This window comes from Arthrobacter sp. TJ-238, assembly GCF_058269215.1.
Map to the genome: position 1 here is coordinate 16,273 of NZ_JBZCNH010000011.1, position 18,933 is coordinate 35,205.

General features: G+C 68.8%; 18 protein-coding genes. 11 read left to right on the forward strand and 7 right to left on the reverse strand.

Annotated elements, in window-relative coordinates:
• Positions 1–5: 5 nt before the first annotated feature.
• From AC4D2O_RS17995 to AC4D2O_RS18005, 3 genes are all read right to left on the reverse strand, one after another.
• A complete protein-coding gene (locus AC4D2O_RS17995; protein WP_490908748.1) occupies positions 6–461 on the reverse strand; it encodes a ribose-5-phosphate isomerase in 456 nt (151 codons plus the stop codon).
• Between the two features lie 10 nt (positions 462–471).
• A complete protein-coding gene (locus AC4D2O_RS18000) occupies positions 472–2,214 on the reverse strand; it encodes a dihydroxyacetone kinase family protein (protein ID WP_490908749.1) in 1,743 nt (580 codons plus the stop codon).
• 101 nt (positions 2,215–2,315) lie between these two features.
• A complete protein-coding gene (locus AC4D2O_RS18005) occupies positions 2,316–3,347 on the reverse strand; it encodes a LacI family DNA-binding transcriptional regulator (RefSeq protein ID WP_490908750.1) in 1,032 nt (343 codons plus the stop codon).
• 278 nt (positions 3,348–3,625) lie between these two features.
• Between AC4D2O_RS18005 and AC4D2O_RS18010 the strand changes: the two genes are divergently transcribed.
• The 7 genes from AC4D2O_RS18010 to AC4D2O_RS18040 are packed head-to-tail and all read left to right on the forward strand — an operon-like array spanning position 3,626 to position 10,840.
• The gene (locus tag AC4D2O_RS18010; protein ID WP_490908751.1) at positions 3,626–4,945 is read left to right on the forward strand and encodes an extracellular solute-binding protein; all 1,320 of its coding nucleotides are present in this window, start codon (positions 3,626–3,628) and stop codon (positions 4,943–4,945) included.
• A gap of 26 nt (positions 4,946–4,971) precedes the next feature.
• A complete protein-coding gene (locus tag AC4D2O_RS18015) occupies positions 4,972–5,859 on the forward strand; it encodes a carbohydrate ABC transporter permease (protein ID WP_490908810.1) in 888 nt (295 codons plus the stop codon).
• 4 nt (positions 5,860–5,863) lie between these two features.
• On the forward strand, positions 5,864–6,754 hold the full coding sequence (locus tag AC4D2O_RS18020) for a carbohydrate ABC transporter permease (protein WP_490908752.1): 891 nt from the start codon (positions 5,864–5,866) through the stop codon (positions 6,752–6,754).
• Between the two features lie 22 nt (positions 6,755–6,776).
• On the forward strand, positions 6,777–7,958 hold the full coding sequence (locus AC4D2O_RS18025; RefSeq protein WP_490908753.1) for a Gfo/Idh/MocA family protein: 1,182 nt from the start codon (positions 6,777–6,779) through the stop codon (positions 7,956–7,958).
• Entirely contained in the window at positions 7,951–9,033 is a 1,083-nt protein-coding gene (locus tag AC4D2O_RS18030; RefSeq protein ID WP_490908754.1) for a sugar phosphate isomerase/epimerase family protein, read from the forward strand. Before AC4D2O_RS18025 ends, AC4D2O_RS18030 begins: the two co-directional genes overlap by 8 nt.
• The gene (locus AC4D2O_RS18035; RefSeq protein WP_490908755.1) at positions 9,030–9,725 is read left to right on the forward strand and encodes a ThuA domain-containing protein; all 696 of its coding nucleotides are present in this window, start codon (positions 9,030–9,032) and stop codon (positions 9,723–9,725) included. The genes AC4D2O_RS18030 and AC4D2O_RS18035 overlap by 4 nt, the downstream gene beginning before the upstream one ends.
• Positions 9,710–10,840 (forward strand): Gfo/Idh/MocA family protein, encoded by a 1,131-nt coding sequence (locus tag AC4D2O_RS18040; RefSeq protein ID WP_490908756.1) that lies wholly within the window; start codon positions 9,710–9,712, stop codon positions 10,838–10,840. Before AC4D2O_RS18035 ends, AC4D2O_RS18040 begins: the two co-directional genes overlap by 16 nt.
• 77 nt (positions 10,841–10,917) lie before the next feature.
• Here AC4D2O_RS18040 and AC4D2O_RS18045 read toward each other — a convergent pair whose 3' ends face one another.
• From AC4D2O_RS18045 to AC4D2O_RS18055, 3 genes are read right to left on the reverse strand one after another with little or no spacing between them, the layout of a single operon-like run.
• Positions 10,918–13,155 carry a heavy metal translocating P-type ATPase gene (locus tag AC4D2O_RS18045; protein WP_490908757.1) on the reverse strand — a complete coding sequence of 746 codons (2,238 nt, stop codon included), beginning with the start codon at positions 13,153–13,155 and terminating at the stop codon, positions 10,918–10,920.
• Position 13,156: 1 nt separating this feature from the next.
• A complete protein-coding gene (locus AC4D2O_RS18050) occupies positions 13,157–13,375 on the reverse strand; it encodes a heavy-metal-associated domain-containing protein (protein WP_490908758.1) in 219 nt (72 codons plus the stop codon).
• Between the two features lie 42 nt (positions 13,376–13,417).
• Positions 13,418–13,741, reverse strand: a complete 324-nt coding sequence (locus AC4D2O_RS18055; protein ID WP_490908759.1) for a metal-sensitive transcriptional regulator — start codon at positions 13,739–13,741, stop codon at positions 13,418–13,420.
• 153 nt (positions 13,742–13,894) lie between these two features.
• Here AC4D2O_RS18055 and AC4D2O_RS18060 point away from each other — a divergent pair, with 153 nt between their 5' ends.
• The 4 genes from AC4D2O_RS18060 to AC4D2O_RS18075 all read left to right on the forward strand — a co-directional run bounded on the left by AC4D2O_RS18060 (position 13,895) and on the right by AC4D2O_RS18075 (position 17,250).
• Positions 13,895–14,548, forward strand: a complete 654-nt coding sequence (locus tag AC4D2O_RS18060) for a DUF305 domain-containing protein (RefSeq protein ID WP_490908761.1) — start codon at positions 13,895–13,897, stop codon at positions 14,546–14,548.
• Between the two features lie 126 nt (positions 14,549–14,674).
• Positions 14,675–15,328: a thioredoxin-like domain-containing protein gene (locus AC4D2O_RS18065; RefSeq protein WP_490908762.1), complete on the forward strand. Its 654-nt coding sequence runs from the start codon at positions 14,675–14,677 to the stop codon at positions 15,326–15,328.
• Between the two features lie 211 nt (positions 15,329–15,539).
• Complete coding sequence (locus tag AC4D2O_RS18070) at positions 15,540–16,280, forward strand: ANTAR domain-containing protein (protein ID WP_490908763.1); 741 nt, start codon at positions 15,540–15,542, stop codon at positions 16,278–16,280.
• 100 nt (positions 16,281–16,380) lie between these two features.
• A complete protein-coding gene (locus AC4D2O_RS18075; protein ID WP_490908764.1) occupies positions 16,381–17,250 on the forward strand; it encodes a TPM domain-containing protein in 870 nt (289 codons plus the stop codon).
• A 21-nt stretch (positions 17,251–17,271) separates the two neighbouring features.
• Here the strand turns inward: AC4D2O_RS18075 and AC4D2O_RS18080 are convergent, their stop codons facing one another.
• A complete protein-coding gene (locus tag AC4D2O_RS18080) occupies positions 17,272–18,885 on the reverse strand; it encodes a peptide chain release factor 3 (RefSeq protein ID WP_490908765.1) in 1,614 nt (537 codons plus the stop codon).
• Positions 18,886–18,933: the final 48 nt, after the last annotated feature.

The following is an 18,933-nucleotide window of genomic DNA, read 5'->3' on the forward strand; positions in this document are numbered from 1 at the left end:
ATGCGCTACACGCCCTCGTACGCGCAGATGTCGTCCACCTTGGCCTGGGAGGCGCTCGAGGTGTCGAACGTGTAGGTCAGCCACTCCCGGACGAGCCGGCGGGCGAGTTCGACGCCGATGACGCGCTGCCCCATGCAGAGCACCTGGCAGTCGTTGGACAGGACGGACCGCTCCACGGACAGGGGATCGTGGGCCGTGGCGGCGCGGATGCCCTGCACCTTGTTCGCGGCGATGGCGACGCCGAGGCCGGTTCCGCAGATGAGGAGCGCACGGTCCGCCTCTCCCCGTGCGACGCGTTCGGCAGCCTCGATCGCGATCTTCGGATAGGACGTGTGTCCGTCCTCGCCCACGCCGACGTCGACGACCGACTCGACGAGGTCGTTCTGTTCGAGATCCCGCTTGAGGATCTCCTTGTACTGGTATCCCGCGTCGTCGCAGCCGACGATGAGCCTGAGGGCCATGTTCTCTCTCCTAGTGATCGTCCGGGCGGGCGCCCGGTGCGTTACGCATGACGTTCGAGATGGTGGTGCAGATCAGCGCGAAGGACACCGCGCCGGGGTCGGGCGTGCCGACGGACTTCTCACCATGGGACCGCGCGCGCCCCAGGGTCGCCCGCATCGACGCCGTGGCCGCCGCTGCTGCCGTGGCCGCGGCAGCAGCTCCCGACCACGCCTGGGCGAGCCCGGACCCGTCGCCCACCCGTGCCGAGAGTTCGTCGGAGAAGGGTACGACGGCGTCGACCATGGTCTTGTCGCCGACCTTCGCTTTTCCGAAGGCCATCACGGCGTCCCTGGCCGCGGATACTCCGCGTGCAAGGTCCTTCGGAGTGGGCCGGCCGTCATCGCCGACCACGGAGCCGAGCGCCTTGAGCATCGTGGACCAGATGGCCCCCGAGGTGCCACCGGCGCGGTCGCTCCACGCGTTGGCTGCATGCCGCAGGGCCGTCTCGGCGCCGGCGCCCTGCTCGACGGCGGCGCGGGCCGCGTCCCGGCCGGCGTGGGCGCCCCGCTGCATCCCGATCCCGTGGTCGCCGTCGCCCGCCACCTGGTCGAGGCGGCCGAGTTCGTCGGCGTGATCGTCCACCGTGAGCGCGAGCGCCTCTAGCGCCGCGACGATGGTCGCGGCGCAGGCGCGGGACTCGGCCGAGGAGGTCCCGATGACCTCCTCGGCGTCGTCCTTCACCACGGCGTCGAAGCGCTGCTGCTCACCCACCTGTCCGCGGCGGAATCCGGGGGTGTCCGCCGGCGCCGTCCAGAGGCGTTCGAGCTCCTCGTCGAGCCACAGCAGGGTGAGGGAGCAGCCGGCCATGTCGAAGCTGGTGCACAGCTCGCCGACCTCGGGATCGACGACGCTGATACCGCGCTCGAGGAGCAGTGCGTGCACGGTGCGGTAGACGACGAAGAGTTCCTCGTACTTGACGCTGCCGAGGCCGTTCAGCAGGGGTACGACCCGTGCGTCCGCCAGGTCGACCCCGTCCGGCACCTCCTCGAGGAGGCTGCTGACGAACAGCTCGGCGAGGCCCGCGGCCGTGGGGATGTCGACCTCGTCGATGCCGGGCTCCCCGTGGATGCCCAGGCCGACGGCCATGCGTCCCGCAGGGACCTCGAAGAGGGGCGCATCGGCGCCGGGAAGGGTGCAGCCGCCGAAGGCGACGCCGAGGGAACGCGTCCTGTCATTGGCGCGGCGCGCGACGCGCTCGACGCCGTCGAGGTCGTAGCCCTGCTCGCACGCTGCACCCGCGACCTTGAACACCGTGAGGTCGCCGGCGATGCCGCGGCGCTTGTGCTCCTCACCCCGGGGCGCACTGATGATGTCGTCGGTCACGGTCACCGTCCGGACGTCCATCCCCGCCTCGCGCAGTTCGGCCTGTGCCTCGTCGAAGTGCAGGACGTCGCCCGCGTAGTTCCCATAGGACAGGAGGACGCCCCGCCCCTGGTCGGCCGTCCGTGCGACAGTACGCACCTGGTGGGCCGACGGTGAGGCGAACAGGTTGCCCATCACCGCCCCGTGCGCCAGTCCCGGTCCGACGAGGCCACCGAAAGCGGGGTAGTGCCCACTGCCGCCCCCGATGACGAGGGAGACCGTCGGTTCCGCCGGTCGTCCCACGCGGACCACACCCCCGGGAATCTGCTGTACCCAGCGAGAGGCGGCGGCCGCGAAGCCGACCATCATCTCGTCGACGAAGTTCTCCGGTTCATTGAACAGACGCGTCATTGCGATCCCTTCCGATTTTCGTAGATTCTATAGGATAGCCAGCGGATGGCCATCTGATCCAGAGGCCTTCCGTAGACGGCATGCGTGCATCCCGGGGAACATCAGGACCTCGCCGGAGCCGTCGACGAGCGCACGATCAGGTGGGTGGCCAGCTCCACCCTGGTGGAATCCGGCGGCTCCCCGCCCATCTCCCGAAGGAGTGCGCGGACGGCCGTCCGGCCCATGTCCCGCAGCGGCTGCACGACGGTGGTGAGCTGCGGCGACGACTGTTCGCTGAGGTACGTCCCATCGAAGCCGACCACGCTCAGTTCATCCGGGACCCCGATCCCCCTCGCGTGTGCCTCGGCGAGCACGCCCAGGGCGATGCTGTCGGAGGCCGCGAAAATGGCCCGGGGAGGGCCCTCCAGGGCAAGGAACCGGGCCAGGCTCCGTCGCCCGGTCTCCGGATCGAACGCGCCTGCCAGGACGTACTCCTCCGAGATGGGGATGCCCCGCTCGAGGAGGGCGGCGACATAGCCATGCTCGCGGTCCTGGCTGCACTCCGCGCTGGGGTGCCCGCCGATGAATGCGATACGGGTATGGCCCAGGCCGAGCAGATGCTCCGTGGCGGCCTTCCCTCCGGCCCAGTTCGTGGCACCCACACTGGTGACGCCCGGCCCGGGAGGGTTGATGGGGTCGATGACCACCACCGCGATGCCACGCTTCTTCACGTCCTTGATCTCCCGCGGGGACCACCGCGACGTGACGAGGAGGAGGCCGCGGCGGCCCGATGCCTGCATCTTCTCGGCCCGCTCGCCCGCGGAGAGATGGGTGAGCCCCGTCTTCGACAGGACGATCTCCGCTCCCTGCATCTCCGCGCACTCGAGGATCCCGTCCATCACCTCCGAGTAGTACGCCGTCGTCACGCTGTCCACGGCGACGTCGATCAGCACGGACGTCGGGGGCGCGAGGGCAAGGCGTTGTCCGGGGGGCTGGTACTCGGACGTCCTGAGCGCTTCCAGCACGCGCTTGCGGGTGGCGGGGGCCACGTCCTCACGACCGTTGATGACCTTTGAGACCGTCGGAGTGGATACTCCGGCGAGGGCTGCGACGGATGCAAGAGTGGCTCTCGTCCGAACTTCACTTTCCGACAATGTTTCGAAATCCTCTCTAGGGCTGTCGTCGTCTGCCTACTGCCTGAGCCAGATCGCACCCTGGTGGACGCGTTGAGCCTGGTTCGAAGCCTTTCACCGCGAGGCATTGACCGATACATGTGATGCAGGTAACTTTACGCTTGTTAGTTTGTTTTTATCGAAAACATTTCGAAATCTCTTCCGCAGCGTGGCGGTCAGCGACCGCGTACCCGCGGAGTTGACCTGCCCACCTCAGCCGGCCCTCGTGCCCCGTCCTGAGTCGACTTACGGAAGAACTGATGAAAATGCGAACAACCACCTCCAAGATCGCGGCGGCCTCCGCCCTCACCCTCGCCCTCGGCCTGACCGCCTGCGGATCCAGCGGTCCGGCTGATCCCGCCGCGGATTCCGATTCCCCCACGATGTGGGCCCTGACCGGGAGCAGCGAGGACATCTTCCGCTCGTCGGTCGAGGACTGGAACACGGCGAATGCGGACGACAAGATCAACCAGGAGTTCTTTGCCAACGACGCCTACAAGACCAAGGTACGCACTGCGGTCGGAGCAGGCGAGGGGCCCACGTTCATCTACGGATGGGGCGGCGGCGTGCTCAAGTCCTACGTCGACGCCGGACACGTGAGCGACCTGGACCAGTTCCTCACCGACAACCCCGAGGTGAAGGACCGCTATATCCCCTCCGTCCTCGAGAACGGCGTGATCGACGGCAAGACCTACGCCCTGCCCAACAACAACATGCAGCCGGTCGTCCTCTACTACAACAAGCAGGTCTTCGAGGACATGGGTGTCGAGCCCCCCGAGACCTGGGACGACCTGATGGCCCTGGTGCCGGAGTTCAACGAGGCGGGGATCGCGCCCTTCGCCCTGGCCGGCCAGTCCAAGTGGCCGAACCTGATGTGGCTGTCCTACCTCGTGGACCGCATCGGTGGCCCGGAGGTCTTCCAGGCGATCCTGGACGGGGAAGAGGACGCCTGGTCCGATCCCGCCGTGATCGAGGCCCTCACGAAGATCCAGGAACTGGTCGACGCCGGCGGCTTCATCAACGGCTTCTCCTCGATCGCGGCAGACGCCGGCGCGGACAGCGCCCTCCTGTACACCGACAAGGCGGCGATGATGCTCCACGGCGGCTGGGTGTACCAGAACCTGAAGAACGACGCCCCGGAGTTCGTCGAGTCGGGAGAGGTCGGTTTCGTGCCGTTCCCCGAGGTCGAGGGCGGTGCAGGCGACCCCGCGAACGTGGTGGGCAACCCCGCGAACATGTGGTCGGTCTCCTCCACGGCCTCAGACCAGCAGAAGGAATCCGCACTGAACTACCTGAAGGACGGGCTGTTCAGCGAGGAGTACACGCAGGCCATGATCGACTCCGGCGCGGTTCCCGCCGTCAACGGCATCGAGGACCAGCTCGCCGCGTCCGAGGACAAGGACTTCGTGGAGTTCGTCTACGGCCTGGCGCAGGACGCACCGAGCTTCCAGCTCTCCTGGGACCAGGCGCTGAGCCCCGCCCAGGGTGACGCCATGCTCGCGAACCTCGACCAGATCTTCATCGGTGAGATCACCCCCGAGGAGTTCGCCGAGAACATGAACGCAACCCTGGGCAAATGAGCACGCTGCTGAAGCCCAAGCCCGCGATGAAGGTGCGGGGCGCGCGGGCCGAAGGCCCCTCGGCGTGGATGGTCGTCCCGGCGCTGGCCTTCTTCCTGGTCTTCGCCGTCCTGCCCCTGCTCGGTGTGGTGTTCCTCAGCTTCACCAACTGGAACGGACTGGGTGCGATCACCTGGGCGGGACTGGAGAGCTGGCAGACGGCCCTCACGGACTCGGTGACGATGAACGCGCTGATCGTGACGCTGAAGATCATGGTCTACTCGCTCGTGGTGCAGGTTCCGATCAGTCTCCTCCTGGGGGTCTTCACGGCGGGCAACCAGCGCTACCGGGCGGTGCTGGCCGTCCTGTACTTCGTCCCGCTGCTGCTCTCGTCGGCTGCGGTGGCGATCGCGTTCAAGGCACTGCTGGATCCCAACTTCGGCATGGGGCCGGGTCTGGGCCTGCCGTTCCTCGCCCAGAACTGGCTCGGTAGTGCCGACCTGGTGCTGTTCGTGGTCATCTTCGTCATCGCCTGGCAGTTCGTCCCCTTCCACACGCTCATCTACCAGGGCGGTGTGCGCCAGATCCCGGCGTCCTTCTACGAGGCGGCGCAGATCGACGGCGCGGGCCGGATGCAGCAGTTCTTCCACATCACGCTGCCCCAGCTGAAGTACACCATCATCACCTCGTCGACCCTCATGGTCCTGGGATCGCTGGCGTACTTCGACCTGATCTTCGTCCTCACGGCCGGCGGTCCGGGGTACTCCACCCGGCTCCTGCCGCTGCACATGTACCTGACCGGCTTCCGGGCCAATGACATGGGCGCAGCGAGCGCCCTCGGCGTCATCCTCGTGGTGATCGGCCTGGGCCTCGCCCTCATCCTGCAGCGCCTCGGCGGCAAGAACCGCAGCTCGAGCCAGTTGGAAGGAGCGTAGGTGCATGGCACTCGTCGCCGAACCCGCGCAGGAAACCGTACCGCAGCCCAGGCCCCGTTCGCAGGGGAAGCCGGTGGGCAGGACCTCGCCGAACCTCCTCGGAGGGCTCGGGGGATGGGTGTGGCTCGCGCTGATCATCCTGCCCGTCTACTACGTGATCATCACGAGCCTGAAGAACCAGGCGGGCTTCTTCGGGTCCAATCCGTTGGCTCCACCCACGGAGCCGACCCTGGCGAACTACCGGACGGTCCTGGAAGCGGACTTCGTCCGGTACTTCGTGAACAGCGTCATCGTGACGGTGGGCAGTGTCATCCCGGCCGTGATCGTCTCGTTCATGGCGGCGTATGCGGTGGTGAGGGGAAGTGGGCGCATCATCGGGACGGCCCACACGCTGTTCCTGATGGGACTCGCCATCCCTTTGCAGGCGACCATCATCCCCATCTACTTCATGATCACGAAAGCGCAGCTCTACGACACCCTGCTCGCGCTGATCCTGCCGTCGATCGCCTTCGCCATCCCCATCTCGGTGCTGATCCTGTCGAACTTCCTCCGGGACGTCCCGCGGGAACTCTTCGAATCCATGAGGCTCGACGGCTGCTCGGAGTTCAGCATGATGTGGCGCCTGGCCCTGCCGCTGGTGCGTCCCGCGGTGGTCACGATCGCCATCTACAACGCACTGCACGTCTGGAACGGATTCCTCTTCCCGCTGATCCTCACGCAGGACCCCGACAAGCGGGTCCTGCCGCTCTCGCTCTGGGCGTTCCAGGACGAGTTCAGCGTGAACATACCGGCGGTCCTCGCCGCCGTCGTGCTCTCCACACTCCCGCTGGTGGTCCTCTACGTCCTGGCTCGCCGCCAGCTCGTCAGCGGACTGACCGCCGGGTTCAACAAGTAGACGGAAAGGAATCTCCAGCCTGATGACTTCCACGCAGCAATCGGCCCTGAGGGTCGGGATGGTCGGCTACGCCTTCATGGGAGCGATGCACTCCCACGCCTGGCGCACCGCGCCGAGCTTCTTCGACCTCCCGCTCCGGCCCGAACTCGCCGTCCTCGCCGGCCGTGATCCGGCCGCCGTGAAGGCGGCGGCCGACAAGTTCGGCTGGCGGGAGACCGAGACCGACTGGCGGGCCCTGGTGGAGCGCGACGACGTCGACCTGATCGACATCTGCACCCCCGGGAACACCCACGCCGAGATCGCCATCGCAGCACTCGAAGCGGGCAAGCACGTGCTCTGCGAGAAGCCGCTCGCGAACTCGGTGGAGGAGGCGGAACGCATGGCGGCGGCCGCCCGGGCGGCCGAGGCGAACGGGGTCTTCGCCATGTGCGGGTTCTCCTACCGCCGCACGCCCGCCCTGACCCTGGCCCGGCGGCTCGTCGAGCAGGGGAGGCTCGGCACCATCCGGCACGTCCGGGCGCAGTACCTCCAGGACTGGCTGACGGACGAGAACGCCCCGATGACCTGGCGCCTGGACAGGAGCAAGTCGGGATCGGGTTCCCTCGGGGACATCGGAGCGCACAGCATCGATGCGGCGCAGTACGTGACCGGGCTGCCGATCACGGGAGTCTCCGGTCTCCTGAATACCTTCGTCCACGAACGTCCCCTCGGCGGGACCCTGGTGGGCCTCGGCGGCCAGGGCTCCAGCGACGGAGGAACAGGGACGGTCACGGTCGACGACGCCGCGATCTTCAGCGCACGCTTCGAGGGAGGAGCGATCGGCGTCTTCGAAGCCACCCGCTTCGCGCTCGGCAGGAAGAACTCCATGCGCCTGGAGGTCAACGGGAGCCTCGGCTCGCTCGCCTTCGACTTCGAGAACATGAACTCGCTCGAGTTCTACGACGGCACGCAGCCCGTGGAGACCGCGGGCTTCAGCACCATCAACGTCACCGAACCCGAGCACCCGTACACGGGCAACTGGTGGCCCGCCGGGCATGGCCTCGGCTACGAGCACGGTTTCACGCACCAGGTCGTGGACCTGGTGCAGGCCATCGCGGACGGCTCCACGCCGTCGCCGTCCTTCGACGAGGCGCTGCGGGTCCAGAAGGTCCTGCACGCCATCGAGCAGAGCGCCGCGGCCGATTCGGGGTGGCAGCATGTCTGAGTTCGCCACACGCGTCACTACACCTGGTGGCACGCCACGCCCGGTGACGCTGTTCACCGGGCAGTGGGCCGATCTGCCGTTCGAGGACGTGGCGAGGATGGCCGGCGACTGGGGCTTCGACGGCCTCGAGATAGCGTGCTGGGGAGACCACCTGGACCCGGTGAGGGCCGCGCAGGACGACGACTACGTCCAGGACCGGCTCCGGATCCTCAAGGAGAACAACCTCGCCGTCCACGCGATCGCCATCCATCTGACGGGGCAGGCCGTGGGCGACGACCCGATCGACGAGCGCCACCAGGACATCCTCACCCCCGAGGTCTGGGGGGACGGAGACCCGGAGGGGGTCCGCCGGCGGGCCGCCGAGGTCGTCAAGGCCAGCGCCCGGGCAGCAGCCCGGCTCGGGGCGTCGGTGGTCACCGGATTCACCGGTTCCTCCATCTGGAAGTACGTCGCGATGTTCCCTCCCGCTTCCGAGCAGATGATCGAGCGGGGCTACGAGGACTTCGCCGCCAGATGGCACCCGATCATGGACGTGTTCGACGCCGAGGGGATCCGCTTCGCGCTCGAGGTGCATCCGTCCGAGATCGCCTACGACTACTGGACCGCGAGGCGCACGCTGGAGATCATGAAGGACCGGCCCGGGTTCGGGCTCAACTTCGACCCGTCGCACTTCGTCTGGCAGGACCTCGACCCCGTGATGTTCCTGGAGGATTTCGCGCCGCACATCTTCCACGTCCACGTGAAGGAATCCGTGCGGCAGCTGAACGGACGCAACGGACGCCTCGGCTCGCACCTGCCGTGGGGTGATCCTCGGCGGGGCTGGGACTTCGTCACAGCCGGGCACGGGGATGTGCCCTGGAAGCCCATCTTCCGCATGCTCAATTCGATCGGCTACCAGGGTCCCACCAGCATCGAATGGGAGGACGCCGGGATGGACCGCCTGATCGGGGCGCCAGAGGCCCTGGCTCTCGTGCGGGAGCTGGCCACCATAGCCCCCTCCGGGGCTTCCTTCGACGCAGCCTTCTCCGCCCGCGCGCAGAACAGCCAATCCACGACCACGAAAGAGGCACCATGACCAGCAAGGAAGCACTCGTCGTCCGCGGCGGCTGGGACGGCCATCAACCCGTCGAAGCGACGGACCGGTTCATCCCGTTCCTGAGGGACAACGGGTTCGACGTCCGGATCGAGGAATCACCGAAGATCTACGCCGATGCCGACTACATGTCGACCGTCAGCCTGATCCTGCAGTGCAACACGATGAACACCATCGAGAAGGACGAGTTCGCCGGACTCCGGGCGGCCGTCGAAGCCGGGACCGGACTCGCGGGCTGGCACGGCGGGATCGCCGACTCGTACCGCAATGAATCCGACTACCTCCACCTGATCGGTGGACAGTTCGCGTGCCATCCGGGCAAGCATCCGGAGGAAAGGGTCGGCGAGCAGTCCGACAACTATGTGCCGTACCGGGTGAACATGCTCCCGGCCGCCGCGGAGCACCCGATTACCCAGGGGATCGGTGACTTCGACCTCGTGACGGAGCAGTACTGGGTACTCGCGGACGACTACATCGACGTGCTCGCGACGACCACCCAGGCCGTCCGCGAGTGGGATCCCTGGAACCGTCCGGTGACGTCCCCCGCCATCTGGACCCGTCAGTGGGGCAAGGGGCGTATCTTCGTCGCCACCCCCGGGCACCGCGTCGAGATCCTCGACGACCCGAACGTCCGGACCATCATCGAAAGGGGTTTGCTGTGGGCGAGCCGTTGAACGTCGGAATCATCGGCTGCGGAGCGATCGTGGCCCAGTACCTGAACACCCTTCCGTCGCTGGAATCGGTGAACCTGAGGGCGGTGGCAGACCTGGACCCGAGCCGGGCGCAGGCCGCCGCGGACTCGCAGGAGGGAGTGCGGGCGCTGACCGTGGACGAACTCCTGGCCGATCCCGGCATCGACACCGTCCTGAACCTCACGATCCCTGCCGCTCATGCGGAGATCGCGGCTCGGGCGATCGCCGCAGGGAAACACGTCTACGGGGAGAAACCGCTGGCGGCGAATACGACCGAGGCCCGCGAGGTACTCGCCCTCGCGGAGGCCGCCGGGGTCCGGGTGGGGTGCGCCCCCGACACAGTGCTCGGGACGGGCATCCAGACGGCACGCCATGCCATCGACGAGGGCCTGATCGGCCGTCCCATCTCGGCCACCGCGACCATGGTCACGCCCGGCCACGAACGCTGGCACCCGAACCCCGACTTCTACTACGTGCCCGGTGGCGGGCCACTGCTGGACATGGGTCCGTACTACGTCACGGCGCTGGTCACCCTGCTGGGGCCGGTCACGTCCGTCATCGGAGCGGCCAGCCACACGCGGAAGGAGCGGACCATCGGGTCGGGCCCGCGCGCAGGCGAGACGATACCGGTCTCCATCGACTCGCACGTCACGGGAGTGCTGGTCCACGAATCCGGCGCACTCTCCACCCTGGTCATGAGTTTCGACGCCGTGCAGACGAGGTCCTCCAACATCGAGATCCACGGTGAGAAGGCGAGCCTCACGGTGCCCGACCCGAACTACTTCGACGGGGAGGTGTCCGTCTGCGATCTGGAGAACAGAGGCAACGACAGGGAGATCGGGTGGGAGGTCCTTCCCGCCAGTGCAGGCTACATCGGGGCGGGCCGCGGGTACGGCCTCGCGGACATGGCCCTGACCCCGCCCGGCGAGCAGCACCGGGCGAACGGCGAACTCGCCTACCATGTCCTCGACGTCATGGAGTCACTCCTGCAGTCGGCAGCGGACGGCGCCTCGGTACCGGTGCGGAGCACGACGGAGCGGCCCAGGGAGGTCCCCCTGACGTCGCTGTCCGATCTGGCATCGTCCGCGTCCCGCTGAAGGACCATGGGAAGGCCGCAGCGATGCCGGCACCCGGTCGGCGGCAGCCGATCGGGTGCCGGCACCGGCCCGCGGGATCACCGCCCGAAGCTGCGCAACCGCAGCGAGTTGGCGACCACGAGGACGGAGCTCGCCGCCATCGCCGCTCCCGCGAGCATCGGGTTGAGCAGGCCCAGTGCCGCCACGGGGATGCCCACGGCGTTGTAGAAGAACGCCCAGAACAGGTTGCCCTTGATGGTGCCCAGCGTTCGGCGGGAGAGCTCGATGGCCTGCGCCACCTGATCCAGGCTGTTGCCCATCACCGTGAGATCGGCCGCCTCGATGGCCACGTCCGTGCCCGAGCCCATCGCGATACCCAGGTCCGCCTGGGCGAGCGCTGCGGCGTCATTGACCCCGTCACCGGCCATGGCGACGGTGGCACCTGTGGCCTGCAGTTCCCGGACTGCGTCCACCTTCCCCGCAGGCGTCACGCCCGCCCGCACATCCGCCGCGTCGATCCCCACCGCGGCGGCGACACGCAGGGCCACGGCGAGGTTGTCGCCCGTGAGCAGTACGGGCTTCAGGCCGAGCCGGCGCAGGCGCCCGATGGCGGCCGCCGAGCCGTCCTTGACGGTGTCGGACAGCGTGATGAAGCCCGCCACGTCACCGCCGACGGCGACCCACACCGCCGTCGTCCCGGCATCCTGCGCGGCACTGAAGGTTGCCGCCTGCCCGGCGGTGGGGCGGATCCCGTGCTGCTCCAGCCAGCCGGCCTGGCCGGCGGTGACGATCACGCCGTCGACCTCGCCGCGCACGCCGCCTCCGGGTGCACTCGAGAAGTCACTGGCCTCCGGAAGCCGTCCCTCGCCCGCAGCATGCTGCGCGATGGCCCGTGCGATCGGGTGCTCGCTCGCCGCCTCGACGGCACCCGCGAGCCGTACCAGCTCGGCAGCTGGGACGTCCGAGAGGACCACGACGTCGCCGACGGCCATGACGCCGGTGGTGACCGTACCGGTCTTGTCCAGCACGATGGTATCCACGGTGCGCGTGTCCTCGAGGACCTGCGGCCCGCGGATGAGGATGCCGAGCTGGGCGCCGCGCCCGGTGCCGGTCAGCAGCGCCGTCGGCGTCGCAAGCCCCAGCGCACAGGGGCACGCGATCACGAGCACGGTCACGGACGCAGTGAAGGCGGCGTCGAGGTCCCCCGTCAGGACGAGCCACAGCACGAAGGTGAGGATCGCGATCACCAGGACCACGGGGACGAAGACCGCGCTGATGCGGTCGGCCAGCCGGGCGATCCGCGCCTTGCCGCTCTGCGCCTGGCTGACCAGGCGGCCCATGGAGGAGAGCACGGTGTCGGAGCCGACCCGCGTCGCCCGGACCACGAGCCTGCCGGACGTGTTGATCGTGGCGCCCGTGACGGCATCACCCGGGGTGACCTCGACGGGGATGCTCTCGCCCGTCAGGAGGGCGGTGTCGACGGCGCTGGAGCCCTCCGTGACGACGCCGTCCGTCGCGATCTTCTCCCCGGGCCGTACCACGAACTCGTCGCCGGGGATCAGCCTGTCGGCGGGCAGCGTGACCTCGGTGCGCTCGCCGTCGACGGTGCGCAGGACACGGGCCTCCTTGGCGCCGAGGTTCAGGAGCGACGTGAGTGCATTCCCGGCCCGGCGCTTCGCGGAGGCTTCGAGGAACCGGCCGAGCAGCAGGAACGTCACGACGACGGCCGCGACCTCGAAGTAGAGGGCATGCGCGGCCATGCCGGCCATGCCGGGGTGCTGCGTCAGGGCAGGATCGGCGAGGAGCTGCCAGACAGAGAAGAGGAACGCCGCGGTGACGCCGATGGAGACGAGGGTGTCCATGGTGGAGGACAGGTGGCGCGCATTGATCGCGGCTGCGCGGTGGAACGGCCATGCGGACCACGTCACCACGGGAAGGGTCAGGGCGAGGACCACCCAGCCCCAGTCCGGGAACTGGAGGGCCGGCACCATGGAGATCAGCAGCACCGGGACGGACAGGACGGCGGCGAGGACCAGGCGCGCTCCGAGGAGCGACGGCGTGTGGTCGTGGGCGTCCTCGTGCGCATGGTCGGGGTGCACCACGTGGGCGCCGTAACCGGTTGCCACGACGGTGTCGACCAGGTCCTGGTCGCTGACGGACGCGGGCACCCGGACCACGGCGCTCTCCAGCGGCAGGTTCACGCTCGCCTCCACGCCGTCGAGCTTCCCGAGCTTCCGCTCGACCCGGCCTACGCAGGAGGCGCACGTCATCCCCTGGATGGCGAGTTCGACGACGCGCGTCTCCTGCCCGGTACCCGGGATCTGCTGGGTGGTCATGTCAGGAAGCCGCCACGTTGTAGCCGGCTTCCGTGACCGCTCCGTCGATCGACGCGGCGTCCAGCGGTGCCGTGGACGAGATGGTGGCAGTGGAGATGCCGCCGTCGACGAGGTCGACGTCGACGCTCTCGACGCCGGGCAGTCCCGACAGCTCGCTCCGCACGGCACTGACGCAGTGTCCGCAGGTCATGCCGGTGATGCCGATGGTGGTGGTGGTCATGGTTCTTCTCCTTGATGGGTGAGGTGGATGGGTGAGGTGGGTCTAGCGCAGGAGCCGGCCGATCGCGGCCGTCGCCTCCTGGACCTTCTCCTGGACGGCGTCGTCGTTGCCCGAGGCCTGGGACTCCTGGGCGGCTCCTACGACGCAGTGCGAGATGTGGTCCTCGAGCAGGCCCAGGGAGACCGCGTGGAGTGCCTTGTTGATTGCTGCGACCTGGGTGAGGATGTCGATGCAGTACTGGTCCTCCTCCACCATCCGCGCGATCCCGCGGACCTGGCCCTCGATGCGCCGTAGCCGCTTGAGGTAGGCCTCCTTGTCGGCGGTATAGCCGTACGGTGCCGTGTGGTCGGTGTCCGGAATGCTCATGGTCTTGTTCCTTTTCTGATCAACTATACCCTTGGGGGGTATAACCTGCCATGGCGCGATGCTATTCCCGCCGTGGGCTCCCCGTACGTTGAGGGAACGCCCAGCGCAATGCCGTACGTTGGCTGATGGCACACCCCCGATCCAAGGATGTTCATGACCCTCTCCCTGTCGGGCTGGCAGAAGCGAGTCCTCCTGGCCCTCACCGGAATCGCGGTCCTCGCGCTCTTCGCGCTGGCGTTCACCGCCGGACGCATCTCGGCGGGGCCCTCGTACCCGGGTACGAACAGTGCGGATGCGGGATTCGCCCGAGACATGCAGGTGCACCACAACCAGGCCGTGGAGATGTCGATGATCGTGCGCGACAACGTCACCGATGAGACGCTTCGCGCGATCGCCTACGACATCGCGCTCACCCAGCAGCAGCAGGCCGGCCAGATGTACGCCTGGCTCGAGGAATGGGGACTGGACCAGAGCAGTTCCCAGCCGCGCATGGAGTGGATGGCCGCGGGAAGCGGTCACGGCGGCATGGAGATGGGATCGGACACCGCGTCCATGCTCACTCCCGAAGGGCTGATGCCCGGCATGGCGACGGACGCCCAGCTCGACGAGCTGCGCGTCGCCCGCGGCGAGGACGCCGAGCGGCTGTACCTGAACCTCATGATCGACCACCACGAGGCGGGCGTGGACATGGCCCGAGCCGGCGCCGAACTCGCCGAGACGGAGCAGGTCCGTACCCTCGCCACGAAGATCCAGTCCGGCCAGCAGGCCGAGATCACGCTCATGCAGAACATGCTGAACGCCCTGTAGGCCCGGGTGGTCCGGGACGCGCCCGCCGGGGCGTTCGAGGACTGCCGCGCCCCGCCGGTAGATTGGTTCCCGGCGATATCCGATCCGCGGTGAATGCCGCAGCCGCCCCAGCACGAAGGACACCCGTTGAACAAGAAGCGATCCCAGGAGAACCTGGACCGTCAGGCGCGCCTTGCCGCCATCCAGGCCGAGCAGCGGGCCGGTGAACGCAAGCGCAACGCCCTGATCTTCGGCGGCATCGGCGCCGTGATCCTCGCCATCATCATCGCGGTCACCCTGGTGATCGTGAACCAGGTCCAGGTGAACCGGGACCGGGAGGCGGCGGCCGCGCAGGGGATCGACGGCGTCCAGACGTTCTCCGACGTGACCTTCGACCACGTCGACGGCCCGGTCGAGTACGAGCAGTCACCACCCGTCGGGGGGAACCACAACCCGGTGTGGACCAACTGCGGTGTCTACACCGAGCCCCTGCCCAACGAGAACTCGGTGCACTCCCTGGAGCACGGCGCAGTGTGGATCACGTACAACCCGGACATCGGCCAGGCGGAGATCGACAAGCTCACGGAACTGGTCGGCACGCGCTCCTACGTGCTGCTCAGCCCCTATCCCGACCTCGACAGCCCGATCGCGGCCAGCGCCTGGGGCCTGCAGCTGAAGGTCGATTCCGCCGACGACGCACGGCTCGGCACCTTCCTCGACAAGTACATCCAGGGCGAGCAGACCCGCGAACCCGGTGCCGCGTGCTCCGGTGGGATCACCCCCGCGGGGCGCGCCGGCTGATTCCTCCCCGTGCCCGACGGCACTCCTCGTACGTGCTGACGGCGCGGCGGGCCGGTGACGGCGTGCCGCGCCGTCACCGTCCCACCCGCCCCGCACGGGCCGGGTGCCCGCGCCCAGTGCGGGGCGCTGTTCCCCACCGGGTGCGGGGGCGGTAGCGTTGCACCAGCGGGCGGCCGAACGGCCGTCCGGAGTCACGGGACAGGAGCGAGCGGTGACCGACAACCAGACCTTCGGGGACGTCAGCCTGCCGGGAATGCTCCAGGACATGGTGCTGGAGAGCTCCGACATCAACGAGTTCCTCAACGGGCTGGCCACCCTCGCAGCCGACACGCTCTCCTCCCCGGGCGCCGAGGTGTCCTGCGGTGTCACGCTCCTCCGGCCGCGTGCCCGGGCCTCGGTGGCGAGCAGCAGCGAGCATGCGCTGCGCATGGACGAGGTGCAGTACGAGTTCGACGACGGCCCCTGCCTTCGCGCGGCGCGCGAGGGCCAGGTGTACGTCGTCGCGGACTTCGCGAAGGAGTCGCGGTTCGGGGAGTACACGCGCGCCATCATGGATCACGGGATCCGCTCGGCGCTCGGAGTGCCCATCCCGCTCGATGGGCTCGCCGCGGCCGGTCTCGACTTCTATTCGACGCAGCCGGAGGTCTTCGACGAGGAGGCGATCGCGGCTGCAGCCGAGCTGGCCCACGAGGCGTCGAAGTCGCTGCGGATGGCCGTCCGGGTGGCACACGCCGCGGATACGAGCGAGCAGCTCAGGTCCGCGATGGATTCGCGCACCACCATCGACGTCGCAGCGGGCATCATCATGGCCCAGAACAGGTGCAGCCACGAGACCGCGATCACCATCCTCAAGGCGGCCTCCAGCGGGCGCAACATCAAGCTCGCCGCCATCGCGGCGGCCGTCGTCACGTCGATAGGGCAGCCGCTCCCCGAGACGCACTTCGACTCCTGACCTGCGGGTGACCGTCGCGGGCGGAGCGCCGGCGAGGGCCTCTAGACTGTGCGTGAACGGGACGCCGGTCCCGCTCCGCCGTCGAGGCAGGGGGACGATCATGACGAACAGTCGCGCCGCGGTCACAGCGGGCGCCGTCCTGCTGCTCCTCCTCACGGGGTGTAGCGACGGGGGGCCGGCATCGGTCCCGGAGCCGCCGTCGCAGGGCAACGTCCTCGACGCAGCGGACGTCCTCACCCCGGAGCAGGAGCAGGAGCTCGACGCGCTCATCGATCAGCAGAACAGCCGGACCGACGCCGTGCGCGTGGCCGTCCTGACGGTGGACAACGCGGGCGGATCGATCGAGGACTACGCCCGGTCCGTCGCGACCGACTGGGAAGTGGGCGACGCCGGCGCGGACAACGGCGTGCTCGTGGTCGCGGACACCGGTGAGCGCGAGCTGCGTATCGAGACCGCCGACGGCGTGCGTGAGGCGTTCTCCGACGACGACGCCGAGGAGGTCGTCGAGGACGTCCTCGAGCCGGCGTTCGGCGACGAGGAGTATGCGCAGGGGCTGACGGAGGCCGTCAGCCGGATCTACGGGTACGCGCAGGGTCAGGATCCGGTGAAGGAGCCCTTCGACTGGGTGCTCTTCGGGTGGGTCGCGGGCGGTGTCGCCGTGCTCCTCGGCGGGATCGTCTGGCTGCTCGCGGCGGACTCGCGCCGCCGTCGTCGGATCTCCGACGAGGAGCTGCGGGCGGCCGAGGCCGCGGACCCGGACCTGCGCCTGACGGAGGAACAGCGTGAGGCGTACCGGAAGTACCGGTACAGCCGCCGGGGAGACGACGCGGTGAGCAACCCGGCCGTCTGGCTCCCCCTCTACCTCACCAACCCCGCGCTCTACTCCGGCGGCACCGGGGGCAACGCCTCCGGGTCCTCGTTCAACGGAGGCGGGGGCTTCAGTGGCGGCGGGGCGTCGGGCAGCTACTGACCTCCGGGCCCGGGAGCGGCCCTACTGGTCGACGGCGGCGCCGATCGGCTCGAGCACGACGTCGGGGAAGTCCTTCCGGAAGTGCCCCACCTTCCACTTGTCACCGAACACCGCGACGATCTCGCCGTCGGACCGGAACAGGATCTCGCCGCCGCGGAAGGTCTGGGGCACGCCCTGGCTCTCCGGGGCCACCCGCATGGCGAGCGTGTAGGAGAGGTTGTCGAGGGAGGTCGGTGCGTTGAACTCGGTGCCGAGCCGCTCGGCCGCGACCTCGAACTGCAGGGCCCCGACGGCGGCGAGCACGGGCGCCTGGTCGCCTCGGAGATCCGAGCGCAGCACCTGCACCACACCCTCGTGCTCGAGCTGCTCGATGCCCCGGCGGAACTGCTTGTAGCGCCCCGGATCCTTCGCCCGGGCGACGGCGAACAGCTCGGGGGAGAAGCGCGGGATGTCGGGGAACTGCACGGGCTCCTCCGCGAAGAGGCTGTCGCCCACGCGGAGGCTCGTCGCGTTCACGAGCCCGACGACGTCACCCGGCCACGCGGTGTCCACCACTTCACGGCTGCGCCCGAGGACGCGGTGCGCGTACTTCGTGGCGAAGGGCTTGCCCGTGCGCTGGTTGGTGATGACCATGCCGCGTTCGAACGTCCCCGAGCAGATGCGGAGGTACGCGATGTGATCGCGGTGGGCGCTGTCCTGGCCGGCCTGCACCTTGAAGACGAAACCGGACATGGGTGCGTCGATGGGGCGCGGTTCATCCTCCTTCGACGGGCGCGGTGAGGGGGAGGGGGCCACGTCCACGAGGATGTCGAGGAGCTGCGAGACGCCGAAGTTCTTCGCCGCGGCCGCGAACAGGACGGGCGTCTGGCGCGCGGCCTCGAACTCCTCGCGGTCGAAGGAGCCGTTCGAGGACTCCACGAGCCCCGACTCCTCGCGCGCGTCGAGCCAGGCGCCGGCGTCCCGCGGGTCGAGGGCGTCGATGTCCACCTCGGTCTCGGCGGCGGCCTGGGCACCGGCCTCGACGGCCTCGAGCGCGATGGCCCGGTCCGCGCGGAGGTCGATCAGGCCCTGGAAGTCACCGGCGATACCGGCGGGCCACGTCAGCGGCACCGGGGTCATGCCGGTGCGCTCGCCGACGTCGTCGATCAGGCCGAGCGCGTCCAGGCCCGGGCGGTCCCACTTGTTGATGACGGTGATGATCGGGATGTTGCGTGCCTTGCACACGGCCAGCAGCTTCACGGTCTGCGGTTCGAAGCCCTTGGCGGCGTCGATGAGCATGACGGCGGAGTCGACGGCGGCGAGGACGCGGTAGGTGTCCTCCGAGAAGTCGGCGTGGCCGGGGGTGTCCACGACGTTGAGGATGGTGTCGCGGTAGGTCAGCTGCAGGGCGGCGGAACTGATCGAGATGCCACGCTCCTGCTCGATGCCCATCCAGTCGGAGACGGTGGCGTGGCGGCTCGACTTGCCGTGCGTGACGCCCGCGTCCTGGATGGCGCGCGCGAGGAGTGCGAGGGCCTCCGTCAGCGTCGACTTCCCGGCGTCGGGGTGGGAGATGACGGCGAAGGTACGACGGCGTCCGGCCTCACGGCGGACGGCGTCGGCGTCGAGGACAGGGGATTCGGTAAGCAGGGCCACCCTCCCATTGTCCCCGATGCCGGCGGGACACCCGGCGGCGAGGGCCCG

What these genes read in the sequence shown, in the direction of transcription:
- AC4D2O_RS18020 (WP_490908752.1), top strand. Translation starts at nt 5,864, where the DNA reads ATGGCACTCGTCGCCGAACCCGCGCAGGAAACCGTACCGCAGCCCAGG.
- AC4D2O_RS18045 (WP_490908757.1), bottom strand. Translation starts at nt 13,155, where the DNA reads ATGACCACCCAGCAGATCCCGGGTACCGGGCAGGAGACGCGCGTCGTC.
- AC4D2O_RS18025 (WP_490908753.1), top strand. Translation starts at nt 6,777, where the DNA reads ATGACTTCCACGCAGCAATCGGCCCTGAGGGTCGGGATGGTCGGCTAC.
- AC4D2O_RS18050 (WP_490908758.1), bottom strand. Translation starts at nt 13,375, where the DNA reads ATGACCACCACCACCATCGGCATCACCGGCATGACCTGCGGACACTGC.
- AC4D2O_RS18010 (WP_490908751.1), top strand. Translation starts at nt 3,626, where the DNA reads ATGAAAATGCGAACAACCACCTCCAAGATCGCGGCGGCCTCCGCCCTC.
- AC4D2O_RS18035 (WP_490908755.1), top strand. Translation starts at nt 9,030, where the DNA reads ATGACCAGCAAGGAAGCACTCGTCGTCCGCGGCGGCTGGGACGGCCAT.
- AC4D2O_RS17995 (WP_490908748.1), bottom strand. Translation starts at nt 461, where the DNA reads ATGGCCCTCAGGCTCATCGTCGGCTGCGACGACGCGGGATACCAGTAC.
- AC4D2O_RS18055 (WP_490908759.1), bottom strand. Translation starts at nt 13,741, where the DNA reads ATGAGCATTCCGGACACCGACCACACGGCACCGTACGGCTATACCGCC.
- AC4D2O_RS18030 (WP_490908754.1), top strand. Translation starts at nt 7,951, where the DNA reads ATGTCTGAGTTCGCCACACGCGTCACTACACCTGGTGGCACGCCACGC.
- AC4D2O_RS18015 (WP_490908810.1), top strand. Translation starts at nt 4,972, where the DNA reads ATGAAGGTGCGGGGCGCGCGGGCCGAAGGCCCCTCGGCGTGGATGGTC.
- AC4D2O_RS18000 (WP_490908749.1), bottom strand. Translation starts at nt 2,214, where the DNA reads ATGACGCGTCTGTTCAATGAACCGGAGAACTTCGTCGACGAGATGATG.
- AC4D2O_RS18060 (WP_490908761.1), top strand. Translation starts at nt 13,895, where the DNA reads ATGACCCTCTCCCTGTCGGGCTGGCAGAAGCGAGTCCTCCTGGCCCTC.
- AC4D2O_RS18075 (WP_490908764.1), top strand. Translation starts at nt 16,381, where the DNA reads ATGACGAACAGTCGCGCCGCGGTCACAGCGGGCGCCGTCCTGCTGCTC.